A 19,056-nucleotide genomic window follows, 5' to 3' on the forward strand; every position below is an offset into this window, starting at 1 on the left:
TATGCAGAATTTTTCACTAAAAATCAGCCGCGACTTCAAATACTAGTTTAGTCTCATTAATGGGATGACAAAATGACAAATACTCGGCATGTAAATGTAAGCGATTTGCTTTTAAACCATAATGGTCATCGCCAACGATTGGCATATTCAAGCCCATTTTATGAGCACAATGCACTCTAAGTTGATGCGTTCGCCCAGTTTTAGGGAACAAGTGCAGTCGTGTGGTGTTATTTTTTCGTTCAAGTACTCGCCATGTGGTTAGCGCGTGTTTGCCGTGTTGATAACAAACCATTTGCCGTGGTTTATCATCAAAATCTAAGGTCAGTGGTAAGTCAATACTGCCACTTTCTGCGACAATATTTCCATCAACCAAAGCGACATAGCGTTTTTCTATGGTGCGTTCAATAAACTGTTTTTGCAGCGCTTTATGGGCTACTTTATTAAGAGCAATAATTAACAAACCTGAGGTCGACATATCTAAACGATGGACAATAATTGGCCCAGAGGCCTGTGGGAATTGACTTTTAATACGTGAATAAACCGAGTCTTCAATGTTTCTACCTGGCACTGACAAAAATTCGGCCGGCTTATTAACCACCAACATATCTGCGTCTTGATAAACAATGGCTAGATCTTTACCCAGTGCAGGGTTGATCAGCAGCGGATTATCATCAACTTGTAAACCTTGCAGCATATGGGTCAAAATGGGCTGACATTTACTGTAACAAGACGGATAATAATTTTTGTGTTGTCTAATAGCCGATTTTGGCGCAGCGCCCCACCAAAACTCAGCCATAGCGAGTGGTTTTAAGTTATGTTGATAAGCATATTGTAATAGTTTAGGCGCAGCGCAATCACCCGCGCCAGCCGGTGGAGTATGATCAGGTAGCTCAGCAAAAATGGCATTTAAGTCTTTAGCCTCGCCCTTAGCATTGAGAAATTGGTACTGAGCAAAAAGTTTTTTCTGTAAATTTTTCGAGCGTGATTTTCTCAGTTTTTTTAACTTGTTAATTTCACTGGTAATACTCGCTAGTGCTTGCTGCAATAAGTCGAGTTGGTCTTGCCAAGATTGCTTTAGCGCTTGCAGTTGCTTTTTTTCTTGAATGCTTTGCCCAGCTAAATTTGTTTTTAACTCTTCAAAGTCGTGCTCCGCGAGTCGATCAATAGCTTCGCTGCGTTGTTGTTTTCTTTGCAGACGACTCGCTACCATTAAACTTTGCTGCGCTATTAACTCTTGCTGATAACTTGCTGTCGCCGCACTAAGCTGGTTATTAATAACCCTCAGCGGCTCGCTATGCGCTAACTGCTCAATTTCGGCATTAATATTATTGATAATGCGATTTTCTGCCAAAAAGGCAGCGTCTTGCAGTTGCATATTTGACACTGCAGGCACAAAGTTAATATCCGCCGTATTGTCCTCAAGTTGCCCAGAATAAGCACTTAAAAAGCCTAACTCCTGCTGATTGTTTTGCACAACCAACACACCAAACATTTTTCCAGCATTGGTTTTTTTTGATTCAACTGACGCATTTAATACTGTTTTCTCCAGCCATTGTGGCAGCATTTCAAGCTGTTGCTGTAACTGCTCAACGGCTTTAACTGCTAACGGTTGTGGTTGGTAATAAAAGGGGAAAGTAAACTTTTCTGGCAGCGTTATAGAGTCAACAGCTTGGGAGAATAACGTAAAGCAAGGGGCAAGATTTGTCATGGCAATATAATGATTAAATGTTCAATAAGGCAATTAGTCAAGATAATAACATAATCATCATTATCTCACTAAATAACCTGATCTGGCGTAATCTTGATAAATTGATGTTAAAGACTATGCAGCGCATGCTCAAGCTCGATATGCTAAAGCCTAGCCAGCATTTATAGCGATAAATGCTGGCTAAATCACTACCGACGCCGCCATAAAAAATTGACCTGTGGCAAAGAATTTTTTAAGTAAAAGCCTAAACACTAAAAAATACTACTTTAACGGCTATCGCAGCCATTAACTTGCAACAGATAGGTTTAACCTAAAATGCTAAAACTCTTGCCATTACACACAACAAACTGTTTTGATGATAGTGAGATAGTTGTTGTGTTTGTGCTGGGTTTTATTGTTTTGTCTATAAGCTGCCTGCAGCGCTGATTTAGGCTAACTTGTGCTGTTATAACTTAGCTTTAACTTAGCAATAATTTAGCTATAAATGAGCTCTAACCGATTACTGAGCACTAAGTACGAGTAGTACTTTTAGCAATATCACCCTAGCGAACAGTTGGCATAATTAACTGCTGTTATTTAATTTTTGCCACACCCGCCACTTCTATAACCGTTTTTGCCTCTGCCCGTTCAATAACTTTTACTATAGTCGTTTGAATAGTTTCGTCTTTTCTGATGTCACCTTTGCTAGAAAAACGTTCTTCCTGAGCATCAGCACCGGCTTCTAACATAAAACTAACCACTACTTGTGTCGCACAATCTTCAGCTTCGCCAAAATATGCCAAGGTAATTTGAGGGTAGCCCTGAAAACCTGCCTTAACTTTTTTTGCTATACGTTTTGTTGATTTATCTAAATTCATAATATCTATCCAGAGGAAGTATATGCCCAATTAATGGACTGATTATGTTGACTAAAATATGCTGCGAAATGAAAATAAGCTAGCAATTAACTAGTTCGCTTGAGTTGTTTGCTAGTTTGCATTACTTTTCAGCCATTGACTAATGATGTTTGTAATATAGTTAATTGAGGTTTATCGCCGACTAGTTTTGGCCACAAATTTAAATTCACGCCAATAATTTTTTATCTGCCTTATTCCAGTGCATTGTTAAGTTACTATTTCAAACGGGTTTAGCCGCGAAGAAACGACAGCAAGGAAAATTAAATACAACTACGCAGGTCTACTGAATAGTTAAATAAATGATTGCTAAAATGGCGAAGCTGTTAATAATGAGTTAACTACTAGCCTGACTGATTATTATTAGCATTCATTAAGGCTTTGCAACTCTTAACACTGTGTAGATAATACTTGACCATTTTAGAAGCATAGTTTTAATATGCCATTAAATTGCACTCTCAAAATAAAAGTGTTACAAATTGTAAAAGATTTAAAAAAGTATAATTATAATATTTTTATTTAAAATCTTTGAAGTTATTACATAGTCGATTGGTTCGCAATAAACAAAAAACTATGCAATATAGATATGGATTAAAGTTTTATATGAATACAGCAGTTCCGGGTAATAACAAGCAGACTGATAATAGAGAGAAGTTCTCCCATTTTTTGATGTCGCAATGCTTAAACGTTAGGCGTGGGGCTTTAATCGCTGGATTGCTCTTATACCTAGCATTTTCGATTATGGATGTAGTTAAATTTCCCAGTGAAATATACCTATTAACACTAACATCTAGACTATTTTTCGTAATACTGCCCTTATTGTATTTAAATTTCATTTATTGGTTCAAGCCCCCGATAACGATACGTTCAAACATATTATTAATATTGTTTATCTACTTGGCTGTGGGCTTAAATCACACCTTCATCTATTATATTTCTGACATAAATGGTTTTTCATTTCCTCAGCTTGGTTTAGTACTCATTATAATGTTTGGCTGCTTACTTATGGTGCTGCCGATCAAACCTGCAGGCATAGCCACTGTGATTATTCTCTGCGTATTTACAACGGTAAATATTCACTTAAACCACCCATTAAACGACTTAATATTCATGCTGATAATTCTTATTGTTGTTGCATGTATTTGTCTTATGGTTAATCTAACCGGCCAAAAAACGCTCTATAAAAATTATCTATTAATCAATCGTCTTTACAACGAGTCGATCACAGACGGATTAACAAAACTCAACAACAGAAGATCATTTCAAGAACAAATAGTAAGATTAAATGCAATTGCCGTGCGTGACAATGCGGCCCTAGGTTTAATTTTTATTGATGCAGATTATTTTAAAATAGTTAACGACTCTTGCGGACATAGCATGGGTGATGAGGTTTTAAAAAAGCTAGCTCGCGTCATAAAGAACAAATGTCGTCGTACTGAAGACATTGGCTTTCGCATAGGTGGCGATGAATTTGCAGTGATTCTCTATGGGGTAAATAGAGCAAAACTTGAAGAAACGTGTTTAGAAATAGTCGAGAGTGTGGCAAATTTAAACTTGAATAATAATGGCAAAATTCTTAAAACGTCAGTCTCTGTCGGAGCGGCGTTAAAAACTAAAGGTACTAAAATCTCCAGTGATAAACTGGTTAAAATAGCTGACGAATATTTATATGAAGCAAAAGAAAATGGCAGAAACCAACACTGTTTAAAAACTATTTAACCACTGTTCCGTAGTCGTTACTGATCCTTAGTATTGAGTGTTTGGTGCTTAAATGCAGGTAATTTAATGCAGTTTAACAAAAAATCAGCAACGGTTAGCGTTTTAATGTTCTAGGGCTTTAGGGCTTAATGAATAAATTTTTAGGTCGCTAGATAACCTATCATTGTAACCTAGGATTTACTTAGCTAGCCAAAGTAAAATCGTCATTACGCTATACTAGCAACGTTAATCCTTAGTTTTTTTGCATCAACGCTGCTTGTATTGTGTTGGGCAGTAACCTCTTGTTACATCGTCACTTCGAAGTTGCAGGTGTTTTGTCGCACGACCACCGACCCTTTTACGCCATAACCTAAAGCTTTTTGGCTTTAAGTGACTACGCATAAATTTGATCACTTCGGGCTCTCGTAAGTTGAACTGATGCTCTATCGCTTCAAAGGGAGTTCGGTCTTCCCAGGCCATTTCTATAATTCTTGATTCTTCGTCCATCAAAAATGCCATAAAAGCTATCCTAACATTGGTCAATAAGTTTTCTAGCTATACGGATAACAGATAAGAAAAGACCAATTCCCCGTTAGTTATTTTGCCTGTTCTACGTTGGCATAAAGCCTAAGCGATACTGGTTACGACTGTTTTTGCATTCACTCATATAAATTCACTCATATGAACTTAAGATAATTTATCACTTTAGTGTTACCCATTGCTTTCAATATTAAAATAAATCAATGTGATAGGTGAAAAATAATAAAAGTACCGAGTGAAAATAAAGGTTAATCGCTCGCTTAACGGTTGACGGACTGAAGTCCGACCTACAAAAAAATCGCCCAACGCTATATAATTACCCGCAGCTTCTATGGGGCTTAAATGTAGGTTGGACTTTAGTCCATCAGGTTAAATGAAATTTAACTTTTTTTGGTATTGAAATTATTTAACAGAATAATATTCGCTGCAAAATTTGGTTAACCCATGACATTAATTGCCCGTTTAACGGTTGACGGACTGAAGTCCGACCTACAAAAAAATCGCCCAACGCTATATGATTACCCGCAGCTTCTATGGGGCTTAAATGTAGGTTGGACTTTAGTCCATCAGGTTAAATGAAATTTAACTTTTTTTGGTATTGAAATTATTTAACAGAATAATATTCGCTGCAAAATTTGGTCAACCCATGACATTAATTGACCGTTTAACGGTTGACGGACTAAAGTCCGACCTACAAAAAATTGTGTTCCATCACGTTAATCGCTTGCTTAACGGTTGACGGACTGAAGTCCGGCCTACAAGAAAATTGCGCTCCATTGCGTTAATTGCCCGCTTAACGGTTGACGGACTAAAGTCCGACCTACAAAAAATCGTCAAACGGTGTTGTGCAATAAAGCGTTTAATTTACGCTACAACTGCCTTGAAAAACACCGCTACTAAGTATATCTATAACTTGTCTAAATCATTTAATAACGCGGCCGCTTTTTCTCTGATGGCAATTTTTTGCGCTGGATCAACTTTATCCCAGTTACGAATAGGGAAGCTCATGCGATGGTTTGCGGCAAACTTGTCATAGTTTTGGTCGATAAAGTTCCAATATAAACTATTTAATGGGCAAGCATTTGAGCTGACTTTTTCTTTCACTTTATAATGACAGTTTTTACAATAGTCACTCATTTTGTTGACATAGTTGCCGCTTGCCGCATAAGGTTTTGTTGCTATCCAACCACCGTCAGCAAAAAGCGCCATACTGCGAGTATTGGGTAGCTCTACCCATTCAATCGCGTCTATGTAGATGCCTAAATACCAGTCATCAACTTGGCTAGGTGCTATGCCGGCTAACAAAGCAAAATTCCCTGTGATCATTAAGCGTTGAATATGGTGGGCATAAGCATGCTCCAGTGATTGTGATATCGCGCTTTTTAAACACTGCATTTTAGTGTCCGCATTCCAGAAAAAAGCAGGTAAGTTGCGCTTAGCACCTAAAAAATTCTGCTCTGCGTAGTTCGGCATATTCACCCAATACATACCTCTAACATATTCTCGCCAGCCTAGAATTTGCCTAACAAAACCTTCAATTTGCGCCAGTGTGATCTTACCCTCAGAGTCTTGGTAAGCGATAAGCGCGGTGTCAATTACCTCCATGGGGCTGAGCATTTTACAGTTAAGTGAAAAGCTTAGCCGCGAGTGATATAAACTCCAAGCGTAGGGCGAAGCTACCGTCATTGCATCCTGAAAATTGCCAAAATTAGCTAGCTGATGTTGACAAAAATAATCCAGTAACACTAAGGATTGTTGCCGATTAATGGGGTAAGCCACATTGGCCGACTCATGCCCGATAGTATTAATATTATGCTGTTTTATACGCTGTAAATATTCCTCTGCTGAGTTGTCAAATACCAAAGGTTTGGGAATAAGTTTGAGATCAGCTTGCTTAAAGGATTGACGATTATTAGCGTCAAAGTTCCATGCACCACCTGCTGGCTTTAAGCCCGCCATCAAAATAGAAAAACGCTTACGCATAAAACGATAAAAGTTCTCCATTCTTACGTGCGTTGCCGCTTTAAAATGATTAGGTAATTCGTCAAAGGGCAGTAAAAAATGTTCACTGTCGACTTCAACCACAGGTAAAGCTAACTGCGCTGACATGCCAGCTAATTGCGCCCGTAAGCGGTATTCGTCAGGCCGTTGAAAGGTAAAGCTTTGACAAGCATAACGTGCAACTAATGCTTTTATCAGCTGTGGAAGATCTTGATATGCTGCACTGTCATCTAAGGTGAGGTAACAAACCCGATGGCCTTTACTTTCAAGGTCTTGAGCAAAATTAGCCATGGCAGCAAAAAATGCACTTATTTTTTGCACATGGTGCTTGGTATAGTTTGCCTCTTGGTGAAGCTCAGCGATGACATAAACAACATCAGCGTCGATATGTTCAAACCAAGTGTGCATAGGGTTGAGCTGATCACCCAATATAAGCCTGAGATGTTTTGCCGTCATGAATTTACCTTACTTTTATTTGAACGCTGGCTAGAGCCAAGCTTTAGCGCTTTGTTTAGTTTAAGTTTACGTTTAATTTGAGTTTAGCTCTTTTTTTGACTCTCGATTGAGCGCTATCAAGTGCACTATTAATCGTGTTTTTATTACGCCGACATCGCTCTGAGCAATACAACACATGCGCCCAATTGGCTTGCCATTTTTTGCGCCATAAAAAATCTTTTTTACAGGTCAGACAATTTTTATGGGCTAAGAATAATTTTTTATGCATCGTTGATCATATTAATTTTTCTAAGGGTTTAGGCTTGCTGGCTTTCGTCGGTTTTTTAGCCGTTCGAACATGCTTTGCGACAATGCGCTGACCTTCTTTTTTACTGTCAAATCGTTTTCTAAAACCCCAGAGTAAATCGCGGGCAATCTTCCCTGTTTCATTGATATCCACTATAGGTAAAGGATAAGTCTCGTCTAATTGACATTGATAAAGCTGCTGCTCCATAGGCGATAATTGCCAAGGGGTATGAATAATTTCATTTGGCAACTCTGATAATTGTGGCAACCATGTTCTAATAAATAGGCCATCTTTATCTTTTTCCAATGACTGTTTCACTGGATTATAAACCCGAATGATATTAGTGCCGGTTACCCCTGACTGCATTTGAAATTGTGGATAGTGAATGCCTGGTTCAAAATCGAGAAATAATTTCGCTAAATACCTCACGCCTAAACGCCAATCTAGCAGTAAATGATGGCATAGAAAGCTGACTAACATGGCGCGCATACGAAAGTTGATATAACCGGTTTTTATTAAACAAAGCATGCAAGCATCAACTAACGGATAGCCTGTTTGCGCCGTCTTCCATTTATTTAATCGCGTTTCAATACTCAAACCACAATGAAGGTCAGGATAGCTAAAATCACTGTAAGCTCTATTTACCGGACGCCACTGCATTTGATGTTCGCTTTCAAATTTTTGTATAAAATGGCAATGCCAATGCAGGCGAGATGCCAGTGCATCTATTGGTCTTTTCCAACCGCTTTGAGGTCTTTTCGTTAAAATGGTTTGATAGAACTGCCTTAAGCTTATATTGCCCCAAGCTAAATAAGGCGATAACCGTGAACAACTTTTACGACTTGCCTGCGGTTTAGATATGTCAAAATGATAGTTTTTACCTCGGCCATTCAAAAATGACTGCAGCATTTTTTGCGCCCAAAGCTCACCACCTTTTAACATGAACTCGTCAGGTGTTGACCAGGATACAGGTAAAATAAACTCAGGTAACTGCTCTAAACATTGTTTACTTACCAGTGTGTTACAAGATAGCGCTGGCTGACATAACTCAGCTTTCATGATCTTACGCCAATCTTTGTCCCAGTTATGTCTATTTTTTTTACCGCGACTTACCGCGCCTGAAGCACTTTCATGCCAAACAATGTTGTGTGCTTTACACCATTTGTTAACCGCTTTATCGCGCTCAAAAGTAGACAACAAGCCGACTTCTTCATGGCTAAATAAACCGGTAATGTTAAAACGCTGCTGAATTTCATTAAGGCCGGCAAGCGCATCACCAAAATAAACATAAACCTGGGCATTAAAAGCGCTGAGCTGGGCGTTAATATCTTCAATTGATTGCCAAATAAAACGCCAATGTCGTTCGTCGTAATGAGGGTCTGCGATTAATAAAGGCTCAAATACGTAATACACTAATGTTAAACCCGACTGAATGGATGCGCTCAACGGCTGATGATCGCTCAGTCGCAGGTCTCGCTTTAACCAAACAATATTGACCGCACTATCTGCCAGGTTATTAGTTACCAGGTTATTAGTTGCCACGAGATTAGCTGCCACAGTATTAGCTGCCATGCTAGCTTACTGTAGCACCGGCCAATCTGAAGCATCTACGGAGTCTAGTGTTTGATTGGCTTGAGTGGCTTGCTGACTTTGATCCGTCCATTTAGCTTGGTAATCACCATTAGGGTCATAAAGTGTGGTTTGCTTCTCAATATTAAAATGTCTGCCACCTCTAGGGTCAACACCTACACCGGCGATGTATTGCCAATTACCCCAATTAACCGCAGCGTCATAATCAATTAACTGCTCTTCAAACCAGGCAGCACCATAGCGCCAATCAACACTGAGTTCATTCACTAGGCAACTGGCGACAATTTGACGTCCTCGGTTACTTAAATAGCCGGTTTGTCTTAACTCATGCATAAAGGCATTAACCAAAGGATAAGGAGTATTGCCTAAGCACCATTTATTAAAGCGTTCAGGATAGAATGTTGTTAGGGGTTTATGTTTAGCAATGCCTTTAAATTGGTAGGTTTTAGCGCCAATTTTACCATGTACCCATTGATAGTACTCTCGCCACAGTAATTCTAAATACAGGCATTCGGTGGAACTGTTTTTGCCCTGCTGCTGTTCAAAATCAGTCAGGTAATTCATCACTTGGCGCACAGAAATACAGCCAGCATTTAACCACGGCGATAGCTTGCTGCTATTTTCCCAACCGTCTAAATTATTTCTGACTTGCTTATACTCGGCGGGGGAATTTGATGAAAAATATTGCCTAAGATGCTTTAAGCCTTGTTGTTCACCCCCTTCAAACTTAAAGCCCTGCTTGGCCTTTATAGCACTTACACTAGGTAGCCATTCAGGCTTAAAGAGAGTTGGCGCCGGTAGGGTGTCAAACATGCTAGGCAGAGATTGCACGCTTGGCTCTGGCTTGGAAATACTGACTTCAGCCATTTTTTTGCGAAATTTAGAATAACTGACCGGTAATTGCTCTAGCTCAAAAGGCAAAGCGTTTTCGGTAAATAAAGTAAATTGGTCTACCAGATTAATGGTCAGTTCAGGCAGGCGCTCATTAAGCTGAGTAATAAGCCTATTTTCATAAGTGCCGGGTAATTTCGTGGTGATTACATCAGTAATTTGATAGTTTTCACAGAGCCGAGTTAAGGTCGATAAGGTATCGCCATAAACAATATACAGCTCTTGTCTAAGCTTTAATAAGCTCTCGTTAAAATCATCTAAACAGCCTTGTAAAAATTGCCACCTGATATCACCTAACGGTTTTGACTGAAAATTATTTACTTCAAAGCACTGTTTATCAACAACATATACACAAAGCAGACGATCACTTTTACTGGCTAAGTTAAGCGCGGCGTTGTCATTGATACGAAGATCTTTATTCACCCAGTATAAGGTACGTTTCATGAATATAATTCAATTAGTTAAAAAAAATTATACGCATAAAGCTAGCGCTTAGATCAAAATAATTCGATTATCGCCGGCTTTAACTTGCCGCCATTGAATTAAGCGCTGCAATGGCGGTAAGTTAACTATCAAACAAGCGGATCAAAAGCCAACTCAAGCCTTCAACAACCGCATTGTTATTAAGCCTGTATTCCTGTTGTTAACAGGAATACTCACCCGACTTCAAGATACAGTTTTATGACTTATCAGGTGTTTCAGCGGTGGCTGATTTTACCTTATGATAATGTTTGATCAGATTCCAAGTAGAGCTGTCGTGATCGGGATTGTTTTTGTCACGGTGTAGATCATGTTCAATTTTATTAGCTAAACCTTTGCCTAATTCGACTCCCCACTGATCAAACGAACATATTTGTAAGAGAATCCCTTGAACAAATATTTTATGTTCATAAAGTGCGATTAAGCTGCCTAACGAACGGGGTGAAATACGGTTCATTAATATAGTGTTAGAGGGGCGATTGCCTTTATGTACCTTATGTGGCGCAACTTTATTAATATACTCATCTGTCCTGCCTTTGGCTTTTAAGTCATCTCTAACTTGTTGTTCATCTACTCCTTGCATTAATGCTTGAGTTTGAGCAAAAAAGTTCGCCATCAGTGTTTCATGATGTCCCTCAATAGGGGTATTACTTTCAATTGAACCAATAAAATCAGCCGGCACGACATTATTGCTTTGATGCAAATATTGATAAAAGGCATGTTGGCCATTAATGCCTAATTCGCCCCAAATTGACGGCACAGTTGAATAGCTAATGGTTTCGCCATGCCAGTTAACTGATTTTCCATTACTTTCCATTTCTGCTTGTTGCAAATACGCAGATAACATATGTAAGGATTGATCATAAGGTAAAATAGCCTGTGATTGTGAACCTAGAAAAGTACAATTCCAGACGCTGAGTAAAGCTAAAATCACTGGCGCGTTATGCTCAAGTTCAGTCTGACAAAAGTGCTGATCCATTTCATGGGCACCTTCTAATAATTCAATAAACTTATCGAAACCTAAGTCTAAAGCTATTGGCAAGCCTATGGCTGACCATAATGAAAATCGACCGCCAACCCAATCCCACATCTCGAATATATTATCTGCTTCAACACCAAATTTCATCGCATTTTCTTTATTGGTGGTCACAGCGACAAAATGCTGAGCAACAGCACTTTTATCAAATGAAGCAGAGGTTAACCAGTTCAGCGCCGTTTTAGCATTGATCATGGTTTCTGTGGTGGTAAAGGTTTTGCTAGAAACAATAAACAGGACTTTCTCTGGATTTAATGGCTTCAATACATCAGCAATTTGGGTGCCATCTACGTTAGAGACATAGTGAACATTGATACTGTCATCACTATATTTTTTTAATGCCTCAGTAACCGTTTGAGGGCCTAAGTTAGAGCCACCCACACCAATATTAACCACGTCAGTAATACGCTTGCCAGAATATCCTTTCCATCTTCCTTGACGCACTTGTTCGGTAAAGGCTTGCATTTTATCTAACGATTTTGCAACGCATTCATTGATGTTTTCGCCATCAAGAATTATGGGCGTTTGTTGCTGATCACGCAGGGCGGTATGCAAAACAGCTCTATCTTCTGTACCATTAATACGCTCGCCTTTGAACATTTTGTCTCGCCAAGCCTCTACATCGCATGCTTTTGCGAGTGAAATTAACAGCGAGCGAGTTTCTTCTGTGATCAAGTTTTTAGAATAATCTAATAGCATAGAAGGTAATAACAGAGAAAATTTATCAAATCGTTGTTTGTCTTCATTGAAAAAGTCGTTCATATGAGACTTTTTCATCTGTTGTGCATGCAGCGTTAGCTTTTTCCAACTGGCAAGGGAAGTTCTAGATTCCATATTTATTCTCGGATATTTGATAAAAAAACAATTAAAGCGCTAGCGCTTTAATTGACGGCAAGGCCGCAAATGCGCCCATTTTTTGGCAAGTTAAGGCGCCACATTTACTGGCGAATAATACCGCTAATGACACAAGTGTTTGGTTTTCTAATACACTAAATAAACACGTTTGATTAAAATCGGCATCTTGAGAGAGAGAAAATAAGAAGCTAGCAATAAAACTGTCACCGGCAGCGGTAGTATCTAGCGCGGTTATTTTAGGCACAGCAATCATCAGTGAGTAGCTGGCACAAGTTACTTGCACCTCGTTAGGGCCATCAGTAATAACGATCAGCTTAACGCCTAGCGTTAATAAGTAGCTAACATAGTCTGGTATATCAATATTTTTAATGGCGGCTAAATAGCTGGCTTCATCTTTACTTAATTTTACAATATCACTTTCATTGAGACAGGCTTCTACGCGAGCAGGTAGTAAACTTAAATCAGCCCAAAGTTGCTGACGTAAATTAACATCAAAGCTAATTAATACCTTATTGGATTTAGCGCGCTTTAAGGCATAAAGCGTATTATCATAGTTTTGTTCATTGGTGAGGGTATTTGAGCAATAATGAAAAACAGTAATATCTTGCCAGTTTATTTTATCAACCTGGCTCTTTTCATAATACATATCTGCCGTATCGTTACGGTAGAAATTAAAAGCACGTTCGCCACTCGCATCTAAGGTCACCAACACTATGGCTGTATTGGCATTTTCTACGGTATTTACGTAACTTGTATTCACCCCTTGATCTTGTAATTGCTGCATTAACATAGTACCAAAATCATCGCTACTGATACCGCCGGCAAAATAACTATTTCCGCCTAATTTAGCATAGGCTACAGCGACATTTGCCGGTGCACCGCCCGCTAACGGAGTGTAACTTGGGTTATGAGCTGAGCTTGGTAAAAAATCAACCAACACTTCGCCATAACTGAGTAAAGAAAGCATAAAATCACCTTTGAATAAAAAAGCCCATATAAAATGGGCTTGTTATTATTTGTACTATTAGTTTAAAAAGTTATAGATTAAAAATCGTATTTAAGCGTCAGAGTTGCTGAACGACCTTGAATAGATCTTGCGCGTATAATAGTTTTAGCCGTTGCCGCTGTTGCATCTTCTGCTTCAGTAATACCAACAGTTTCAAATAAGTTGTTAATGTTTAAAGAAACACTTAATGAATCTGAAAGGTTGTATTGAGCAAAGGCGTTAGTTTGAACATAGCCGTCTAATATAAGTGCGTTAGGGTCAGTTTGGTCAAAGTTATCTTGAGCAAATGAATCAGTAGTACCAATTAAGTTAATACCCGCAGAACCTTGGTTAAAGTTGTAACGACCTGTTATTGAGTAAACAACATCAGCTTGTCTTCTTGGTGTGTTGCCAACTACAGCTGGATTAATGACATCTTTAGTTATTTCAGAATCAGTCCACGTTAAGTTAGCACGTAGATCAAAATCACCAATGTAGTATGTAGATTCTATTTCAATACCTTTTGACTCATATTCACGGTCAAAAAATTGTTGGCTAGTGGCTTCAAAGTTTTGCTCTTGAGTTTGTGCAAAGAAAGCCGTTGCAAAGACAGATATTTCATCTTGACGGAATTTAACACCAAGTTCTAACTGATCAACTTCATCATAGATGTCTTCATCTTTGGCAACACCAGCAGCATCTATTTTACCAAAAGCTAAGCGGTCAGCATTAGCTGTAGCGCCTCTACTGATACGAGCAAATGCGGCTACATCATCATTGATTTTGATGTTACCACCTAGTGAATAAGACACGTAGTTCCAATCGTAATTTACGTTGTTAGCTGAAGCGTTATCAACATTTGAAACGCTGGTTTCGATTTGATGTATAGTACCGTCACCGTTCATGTCAACTGCAGATTGAGCTGCACCTGAGAAAGAGCCTGTTGCAGAACCACTATCAAAACGAACACTACCGTCAATATTTATGTTATCAAAGCTTGTGCTAAACGCAGCATAAGGCGCTGTAACTTCATATTGTAAATCGTAATTACGTGTACAACAGTTGCCCCATGCAGGTACACCATAAGCAATTACACCATTTTGAGAAAATTCTGTACCGTCAGCGGCAGTTACATCAACAAGTGCGGCATCTTGGCCTTTTACTTCATATAAGTAAGAGTTCCATAACCATGATTGTTGAATAGTTTGAGACGAGTTATATAAACCAACAGTAAAGGTAGAGTCGTTAATCGTTTTTGTTAATTTGAAATCGTTAACCATAAAATCAAGATTAGTCATTTCAACATCAAACGAGTGAATACGCATAAGGTTATCAGCCGTATAAGCATTACCTGCTTGTGGACCATTTGCGTAAGTTAATGTTGCACCTGCACCCGCTATACTGTCAGCTAAACCTTGGCTTCCTTGAATACTTTCAGGGAATGGGCCAGTAAAGCTACCTTTAGTGCGAGAAATTCTCATTCTGTTTTCAACAGACCAGTCATTGCCTAAATCAAATGCGGCTTCAAAACCAAAAGAATCCACTTTAGGGCTCATGCCATTGCGCATGTCAGCAAGACGGCCATTACCAGCGCCATCAGTTGTGATCATTGAAGTATGGTAAGGGGTATGAGGAGTGCCAGTAGAGGCGTCAAAACCTTCAACTGAAGAACCGTCAGCGTGAACAGGCATAGGTAAATATGCTGTAGTTGTATCATCTAAGTGTTTAAAATAAAGTCTAACGTAACCATCGCTAAATTCTTTAGTGATGTTCGCTTTAATTTGACCACCTTTGTTACCCGTATAACCAGTATCACGTACGCCTTCACCTTGACGGTAGAAGCCACCGAGATGGAAATAGGTTGAGTCGTTAATCTCGCCGCCAAATTGAAAATCTGTACGAGTAGAGTCGTGATCTAAACCGAATGTTGTCGCTACGCTACCACCTTCAGCTTCACCCGTTTTACTAACGATATTAATGATGCCGCCAGGAGCATTTGTAGCCAATGTTGATGCAGAGCCACCACGAATAGCATCAATAGTTGCCATTGTAGAATCTATGCGTAAGAAAATATCTGTGTTACCAAAAGCGATATCACCAAATTGTAGAATGGGTAAACCGTCTTCTTGAATTTGCATGAATTTAGCACCGCCCGCGGCTACAGGAAGACCACGTACTGCAAGGTTAGCGTTACCGTCACCGCCTGATGCTTCTGCACGAACACCTGGGATGTTTCTGAATGCTTCAGCACTGCTTCGTGGTGACGCTATTTCAATTTGATCTGCAGAGATGCTACTTACCGAGACACTTGATTCCATAACCGTTGTGCCTTTACCAACAGAGCCAGTAACGACGATTCGCTCAAAATCAATACCTTTCTTTTTTACTTCTTCTGTCACGTTTGTTTCTGCTGCGCTTAAGCTAGAGCATATAGCCATAGCTAATGCGCTTACGATAAATTTCTTATGAATAGCTTTTTTCATTGTCTCACCCCGTGTTCTGTTAATTTATTGTATTAATATTTTTATAGTTAATCGAAGTTGTTTACTATTAAAACAATCAACTTAATCGATTAAGTTGATTATTGTTAAAAATATAAATATTAGCAAGTCTTTTTTTTGTACAATAGGTTTTATTGAATTAATTACATGATAAATATAATTAATTAATTTTGTATATGTTGAGTAGGATCCACTTTTAGATTGTAGATTGCCGCGACAAACAGTAAGCCGGCGAAGCATGTTGCCAAATAAAATCCATAAGAAACATGGCCAAACAGATCACTCACAATCCCCATAAGTAAAGGAGATATAGCAGCTGATACCGCCGTGAAGAATAAGATCACCCCCGCAACCGCACCATGCTTTGACTTTTTAAAGCAACTAATACCTTTAGAGTTTAAGGTTGGGTAAATCACTGACATAAATAAACCTGACAAGGGTAATAATACAACGGCGACGTCAACCCCCATTAAAGCAGTACCTAAATAGCAAAGAAATACCGCTAATGAAAACCAAAACATCACTTTTTGCCAGCTAAAGTGCTTAAGCATCCAAACCCCTAAAAATCGCCCACTTGCCCGTAAGACAAAGAAAATAGTTAAGGCATAAGTCGCTAACCAAACAAGAGAACCGGTGTAGTCAGCAAGCAGTGTTGGCATCCAAACGTATATAGCCACTTCAGTAGCGACATAAAGCGCAATGGCTAATGAAAACCCTAAAGCATAAGGGTCTTTCATTAATTTAAACGAGCTTTTTAAATTAATTTTTTCTGCCGCATGTTGTTTAGTCACTGGGTATTTTGTTTTCATTGCAACCAAACACAGCAAAATACAAATAACACCCGCAGCTATGTATAAATACTTCCAAGAAACACCTGAAATTAATAAGTAGCTGACAATCGCAGGGCCTACAATAGCGCCTATGCCAAAAAAGCCTTCTACTTTATTCATTGTCGCCGTATGTTCTTTACCTGACGAAGATATGTCGCCAATCAGTGCCAATGCGCCAGTTTTAAACAAACCAATAGCAATACCAATTAGCGCTAGCAAAAATAAGAAGTAGTAAAAAGACTCGCCAACAGAAAACATAAAACAGGCGACAGAGAAAATCATTAAACCAATAACAATGGTTAATTTTCTGCCCCACTTATCAGCAAGATAACCCAAAAACAAACCACTAAATGCGATAAAAATCATGGGAATATAATGAAATGCACTCGCTTGTGTTAAGTTTAAATTGTAGGTTTCAATTAACTGAGGAATGATGACACCAACGGCATCTGAGGTCATTGCAAAAACAAAAAACATCATATAGGTTAAAAGCTTAATACGGGTTATCGATGCGTCCTCGATTGAAGATTTATCTACTGCTGAGCTACTCGATGGATTCATTATTTTCCCCTCTTATTATATTTATATATATTGGCTTTAGTTGCTTAATAACTAAAGTGATTTATTGATTATTTAACCTTAAAACATCTGCTGATACTTAATATTTTAAAGAAAAAGCAAAATTATTCTTGATTAAAACTGTGTTGTATATAAACATATACCTTAATCGATTAAGATTCAACTTGTACTTTAATGGTAGATTTATGAAAAATAATGTTCAGCTAATAACCTATGTTGATAGGCTAACCGGTTCTGGTGTCCAAGCACTCGATAATATTCTGCATAATCAGTTGTCAGGTTTATTTTCAGGTGTGCACTTATTACCCTTTTATTATCCAATAGATGGCAGTGATGCGGGTTTTGACCCTATTGACCACACTGAAGTTGATAGCCGACTTGGCGATTGGGGAAACGTGAAAACATTAGGAGAAAGCCATGAATTAATGGCAGATCTTATCGTAAATCATATGTCTGCTCAATCTAAAGAATTTTTAGATGTACTAGATAAAGGCAGTGATTCACCGTTTTGGGAGCTTTTCTTAACGAAAGATAAAGTTTTCCCCGCCGGCTTAAATGAAGAGCAACAAGCGAAAATATATCGTCCTAGACCTGGTAGCAGTTTTACCAATTATGTATTACCCAATAATCAATCGGCTGATTTTTGGACCACGTTTACCGATAACCAAATTGATATCGATGTCACTTCAGATGTTGGACAAGCCTATTTAACGCGGATTTTAAAAACCTTTGCTGAAAATAATATTAATATTATTCGCCTTGATGCCGCTGGTTATGCGATTAAAAAGGCCGGTACTAGCTGCTTTATGCTTGAAGAAACCTTTGAGTTTATTGATCAGCTAACCAAAAAATCTAACGCACAAGGTATTGATACCTTAGTAGAAATTCATTCTTATTATCAAACCCAAATTGAAATAGCTAAACGTGTTGATCAAGTTTACGATTTTGCCTTGCCGCCATTAATTTTACACAGTATTTTTAGCCAAGACTTTAGCGCATTAATTAAGTGGCTGAACATTTCGCCTAGAAATTGCATCACGGTTTTAGACACCCACGACGGTATTGGCATTATTGATGTTGGCCCGATGAACGGCAAAAAAGGGCTGCTTGATAACGCTGAGATAGATAACTTAGTTAAAAAAATTCATCTTAATAGCGCAGGCGAAAGCCAAAAAGCCACAGGTGCAGCGGCAAGTAATGTTGATTTATATCAAGTTAATTGTACTTACTACGATGCGTTAGCGGCCAATGATTATGACTATTTATTAGCCAGAGCCATACAGTTTTTCGCACCGGGCACACCGCAAGTTTATTATGCCGGTTTATTCGCTGAAAAAAATGATATGAGCTTGTTATCTGCCACCAATGTAGGTAGAGATATAAATCGCCCTTATCTTAATAGTGAACACATTGAAAAATCACTCGAAAAACCTATCACTCAAGCTATCATTGAATTGATAAAATTACGTAATAACAGTGAAGCTTTTAATGGTGAATTTACTATTGAAGGTCAGCAATCTGTATTAGAAATGGCTTGGACTAATGATAAGAGCCAAGCGACTTTATTAGTCGACTTAACCGCGAGAAAAGCGTCTATTGAGCTTAATGACAAGGGTAAAAAACGTTTTATTCTCTTAGAAAGCCTTTTGAATTAGCCTTCAAAATAGCGAGTGAAAATAAGTTATATATTGATAAATACCAGTATACTATGTCAACAATAATGACAA

13 protein-coding genes are annotated in these 19,056 nt (G+C 38.6%); 2 read left to right on the plus strand and 11 right to left on the minus strand.

The annotated features are described in order from the left end of the window. Positions 1 to 16: 16 nt before the first annotated feature. Together H4J41_RS10385 and H4J41_RS10390 are read right to left on the minus strand one after the other, a co-directional pair. Positions 17 to 1,708 carry an RluA family pseudouridine synthase gene (locus tag H4J41_RS10385; protein WP_182138215.1) on the minus strand — a complete coding sequence of 564 codons (1,692 nt, stop codon included), beginning with the start codon at positions 1,706 to 1,708 and terminating at the stop codon, positions 17 to 19. A gap of 572 nt (positions 1,709 to 2,280) precedes the next feature. Continuing rightward, positions 2,281 to 2,565: a hypothetical protein gene (locus H4J41_RS10390; protein ID WP_182138214.1), complete on the minus strand. Its 285-nt coding sequence runs from the start codon at positions 2,563 to 2,565 to the stop codon at positions 2,281 to 2,283. A gap of 609 nt (positions 2,566 to 3,174) precedes the next feature. On the opposite strand from H4J41_RS10390, the gene H4J41_RS10395 reads away from it, so the two are divergent. Then, on the plus strand, positions 3,175 to 4,320 hold the full coding sequence (locus H4J41_RS10395; RefSeq protein WP_182138213.1) for a GGDEF domain-containing protein: 1,146 nt from the start codon (positions 3,175 to 3,177) through the stop codon (positions 4,318 to 4,320). 246 nt (positions 4,321 to 4,566) lie between these two features. Here the strand turns inward: H4J41_RS10395 and H4J41_RS10400 are convergent, their stop codons facing one another. The 9 genes from H4J41_RS10400 to H4J41_RS10440 all read right to left on the minus strand — a co-directional run bounded on the left by H4J41_RS10400 (position 4,567) and on the right by H4J41_RS10440 (position 17,311). Then, the gene (locus H4J41_RS10400; protein WP_146879395.1) at positions 4,567 to 4,818 is read right to left on the minus strand and encodes a TIGR03643 family protein; all 252 of its coding nucleotides are present in this window, start codon (positions 4,816 to 4,818) and stop codon (positions 4,567 to 4,569) included. Positions 4,819 to 5,745: 927 nt separating this feature from the next. Then, a complete protein-coding gene (locus H4J41_RS10405) occupies positions 5,746 to 7,296 on the minus strand; it encodes a cryptochrome/photolyase family protein (protein WP_182138212.1) in 1,551 nt (516 codons plus the stop codon). A gap of 55 nt (positions 7,297 to 7,351) precedes the next feature. Further along, positions 7,352 to 7,564, minus strand: a complete 213-nt coding sequence (locus H4J41_RS17825; protein WP_182138211.1) for a DUF2256 domain-containing protein — start codon at positions 7,562 to 7,564, stop codon at positions 7,352 to 7,354. Positions 7,565 to 7,570: 6 nt separating this feature from the next. Then, positions 7,571 to 9,154, minus strand: a complete 1,584-nt coding sequence (locus H4J41_RS10415; protein ID WP_259364522.1) for a cryptochrome/deoxyribodipyrimidine photo-lyase family protein — start codon at positions 9,152 to 9,154, stop codon at positions 7,571 to 7,573. Between the two features lie 6 nt (positions 9,155 to 9,160). Continuing rightward, complete coding sequence (locus tag H4J41_RS10420; RefSeq protein WP_182138210.1) at positions 9,161 to 10,507, minus strand: DASH family cryptochrome; 1,347 nt, start codon at positions 10,505 to 10,507, stop codon at positions 9,161 to 9,163. Between the two features lie 235 nt (positions 10,508 to 10,742). Next, complete coding sequence (gene pgi, locus H4J41_RS10425) at positions 10,743 to 12,413, minus strand: glucose-6-phosphate isomerase (protein WP_182138209.1); 1,671 nt, start codon at positions 12,411 to 12,413, stop codon at positions 10,743 to 10,745. A gap of 31 nt (positions 12,414 to 12,444) precedes the next feature. Further along, positions 12,445 to 13,401, minus strand: a complete 957-nt coding sequence (locus tag H4J41_RS10430) for a carbohydrate kinase (RefSeq protein ID WP_182138208.1) — start codon at positions 13,399 to 13,401, stop codon at positions 12,445 to 12,447. 77 nt (positions 13,402 to 13,478) lie between these two features. Continuing rightward, a complete protein-coding gene (locus H4J41_RS10435) occupies positions 13,479 to 15,902 on the minus strand; it encodes a TonB-dependent receptor domain-containing protein (protein WP_182138207.1) in 2,424 nt (807 codons plus the stop codon). A gap of 182 nt (positions 15,903 to 16,084) precedes the next feature. Then, positions 16,085 to 17,311: a sugar MFS transporter gene (locus tag H4J41_RS10440; protein ID WP_182138206.1), complete on the minus strand. Its 1,227-nt coding sequence runs from the start codon at positions 17,309 to 17,311 to the stop codon at positions 16,085 to 16,087. 203 nt (positions 17,312 to 17,514) lie between these two features. On the opposite strand from H4J41_RS10440, the gene gtfA reads away from it, so the two are divergent. Beyond that, entirely contained in the window at positions 17,515 to 18,984 is a 1,470-nt protein-coding gene (gene gtfA, locus H4J41_RS10445; RefSeq protein WP_182138205.1) for a sucrose phosphorylase, read from the plus strand. Positions 18,985 to 19,056 lie beyond the last annotated feature (72 nt).

The sequence above is a fragment of the Colwellia sp. MB3u-45 genome (assembly GCF_014077005.1).
GTDB lineage: Bacteria > Pseudomonadota > Gammaproteobacteria > Enterobacterales > Alteromonadaceae > Cognaticolwellia.

Excerpts from the sequence above, each read along its gene's own strand:
- H4J41_RS10400 (WP_146879395.1), bottom strand. The coding sequence starts at position 4,818 with ATGGCATTTTTGATGGACGAAGAATCAAGAATTATAGAAATGGCCTGG.
- H4J41_RS10385 (WP_182138215.1), bottom strand. The coding sequence starts at position 1,708 with ATGACAAATCTTGCCCCTTGCTTTACGTTATTCTCCCAAGCTGTTGAC.
- H4J41_RS10415 (WP_259364522.1), bottom strand. The coding sequence starts at position 9,154 with ATGGCAGCTAATACTGTGGCAGCTAATCTCGTGGCAACTAATAACCTG.
- H4J41_RS10405 (WP_182138212.1), bottom strand. The coding sequence starts at position 7,296 with ATGACGGCAAAACATCTCAGGCTTATATTGGGTGATCAGCTCAACCCT.
- H4J41_RS10435 (WP_182138207.1), bottom strand. The coding sequence starts at position 15,902 with ATGAAAAAAGCTATTCATAAGAAATTTATCGTAAGCGCATTAGCTATG.
- H4J41_RS10440 (WP_182138206.1), bottom strand. The coding sequence starts at position 17,311 with ATGAATCCATCGAGTAGCTCAGCAGTAGATAAATCTTCAATCGAGGAC.
- H4J41_RS17825 (WP_182138211.1), bottom strand. The coding sequence starts at position 7,564 with ATGCATAAAAAATTATTCTTAGCCCATAAAAATTGTCTGACCTGTAAA.
- H4J41_RS10420 (WP_182138210.1), bottom strand. The coding sequence starts at position 10,507 with ATGAAACGTACCTTATACTGGGTGAATAAAGATCTTCGTATCAATGAC.
- H4J41_RS10390 (WP_182138214.1), bottom strand. The coding sequence starts at position 2,565 with ATGAATTTAGATAAATCAACAAAACGTATAGCAAAAAAAGTTAAGGCA.
- pgi (WP_182138209.1), bottom strand. The coding sequence starts at position 12,413 with ATGGAATCTAGAACTTCCCTTGCCAGTTGGAAAAAGCTAACGCTGCAT.
- H4J41_RS10430 (WP_182138208.1), bottom strand. The coding sequence starts at position 13,401 with ATGCTTTCTTTACTCAGTTATGGCGAAGTGTTGGTTGATTTTTTACCA.
- H4J41_RS10395 (WP_182138213.1), top strand. The coding sequence starts at position 3,175 with ATGCAATATAGATATGGATTAAAGTTTTATATGAATACAGCAGTTCCG.
- gtfA (WP_182138205.1), top strand. The coding sequence starts at position 17,515 with ATGAAAAATAATGTTCAGCTAATAACCTATGTTGATAGGCTAACCGGT.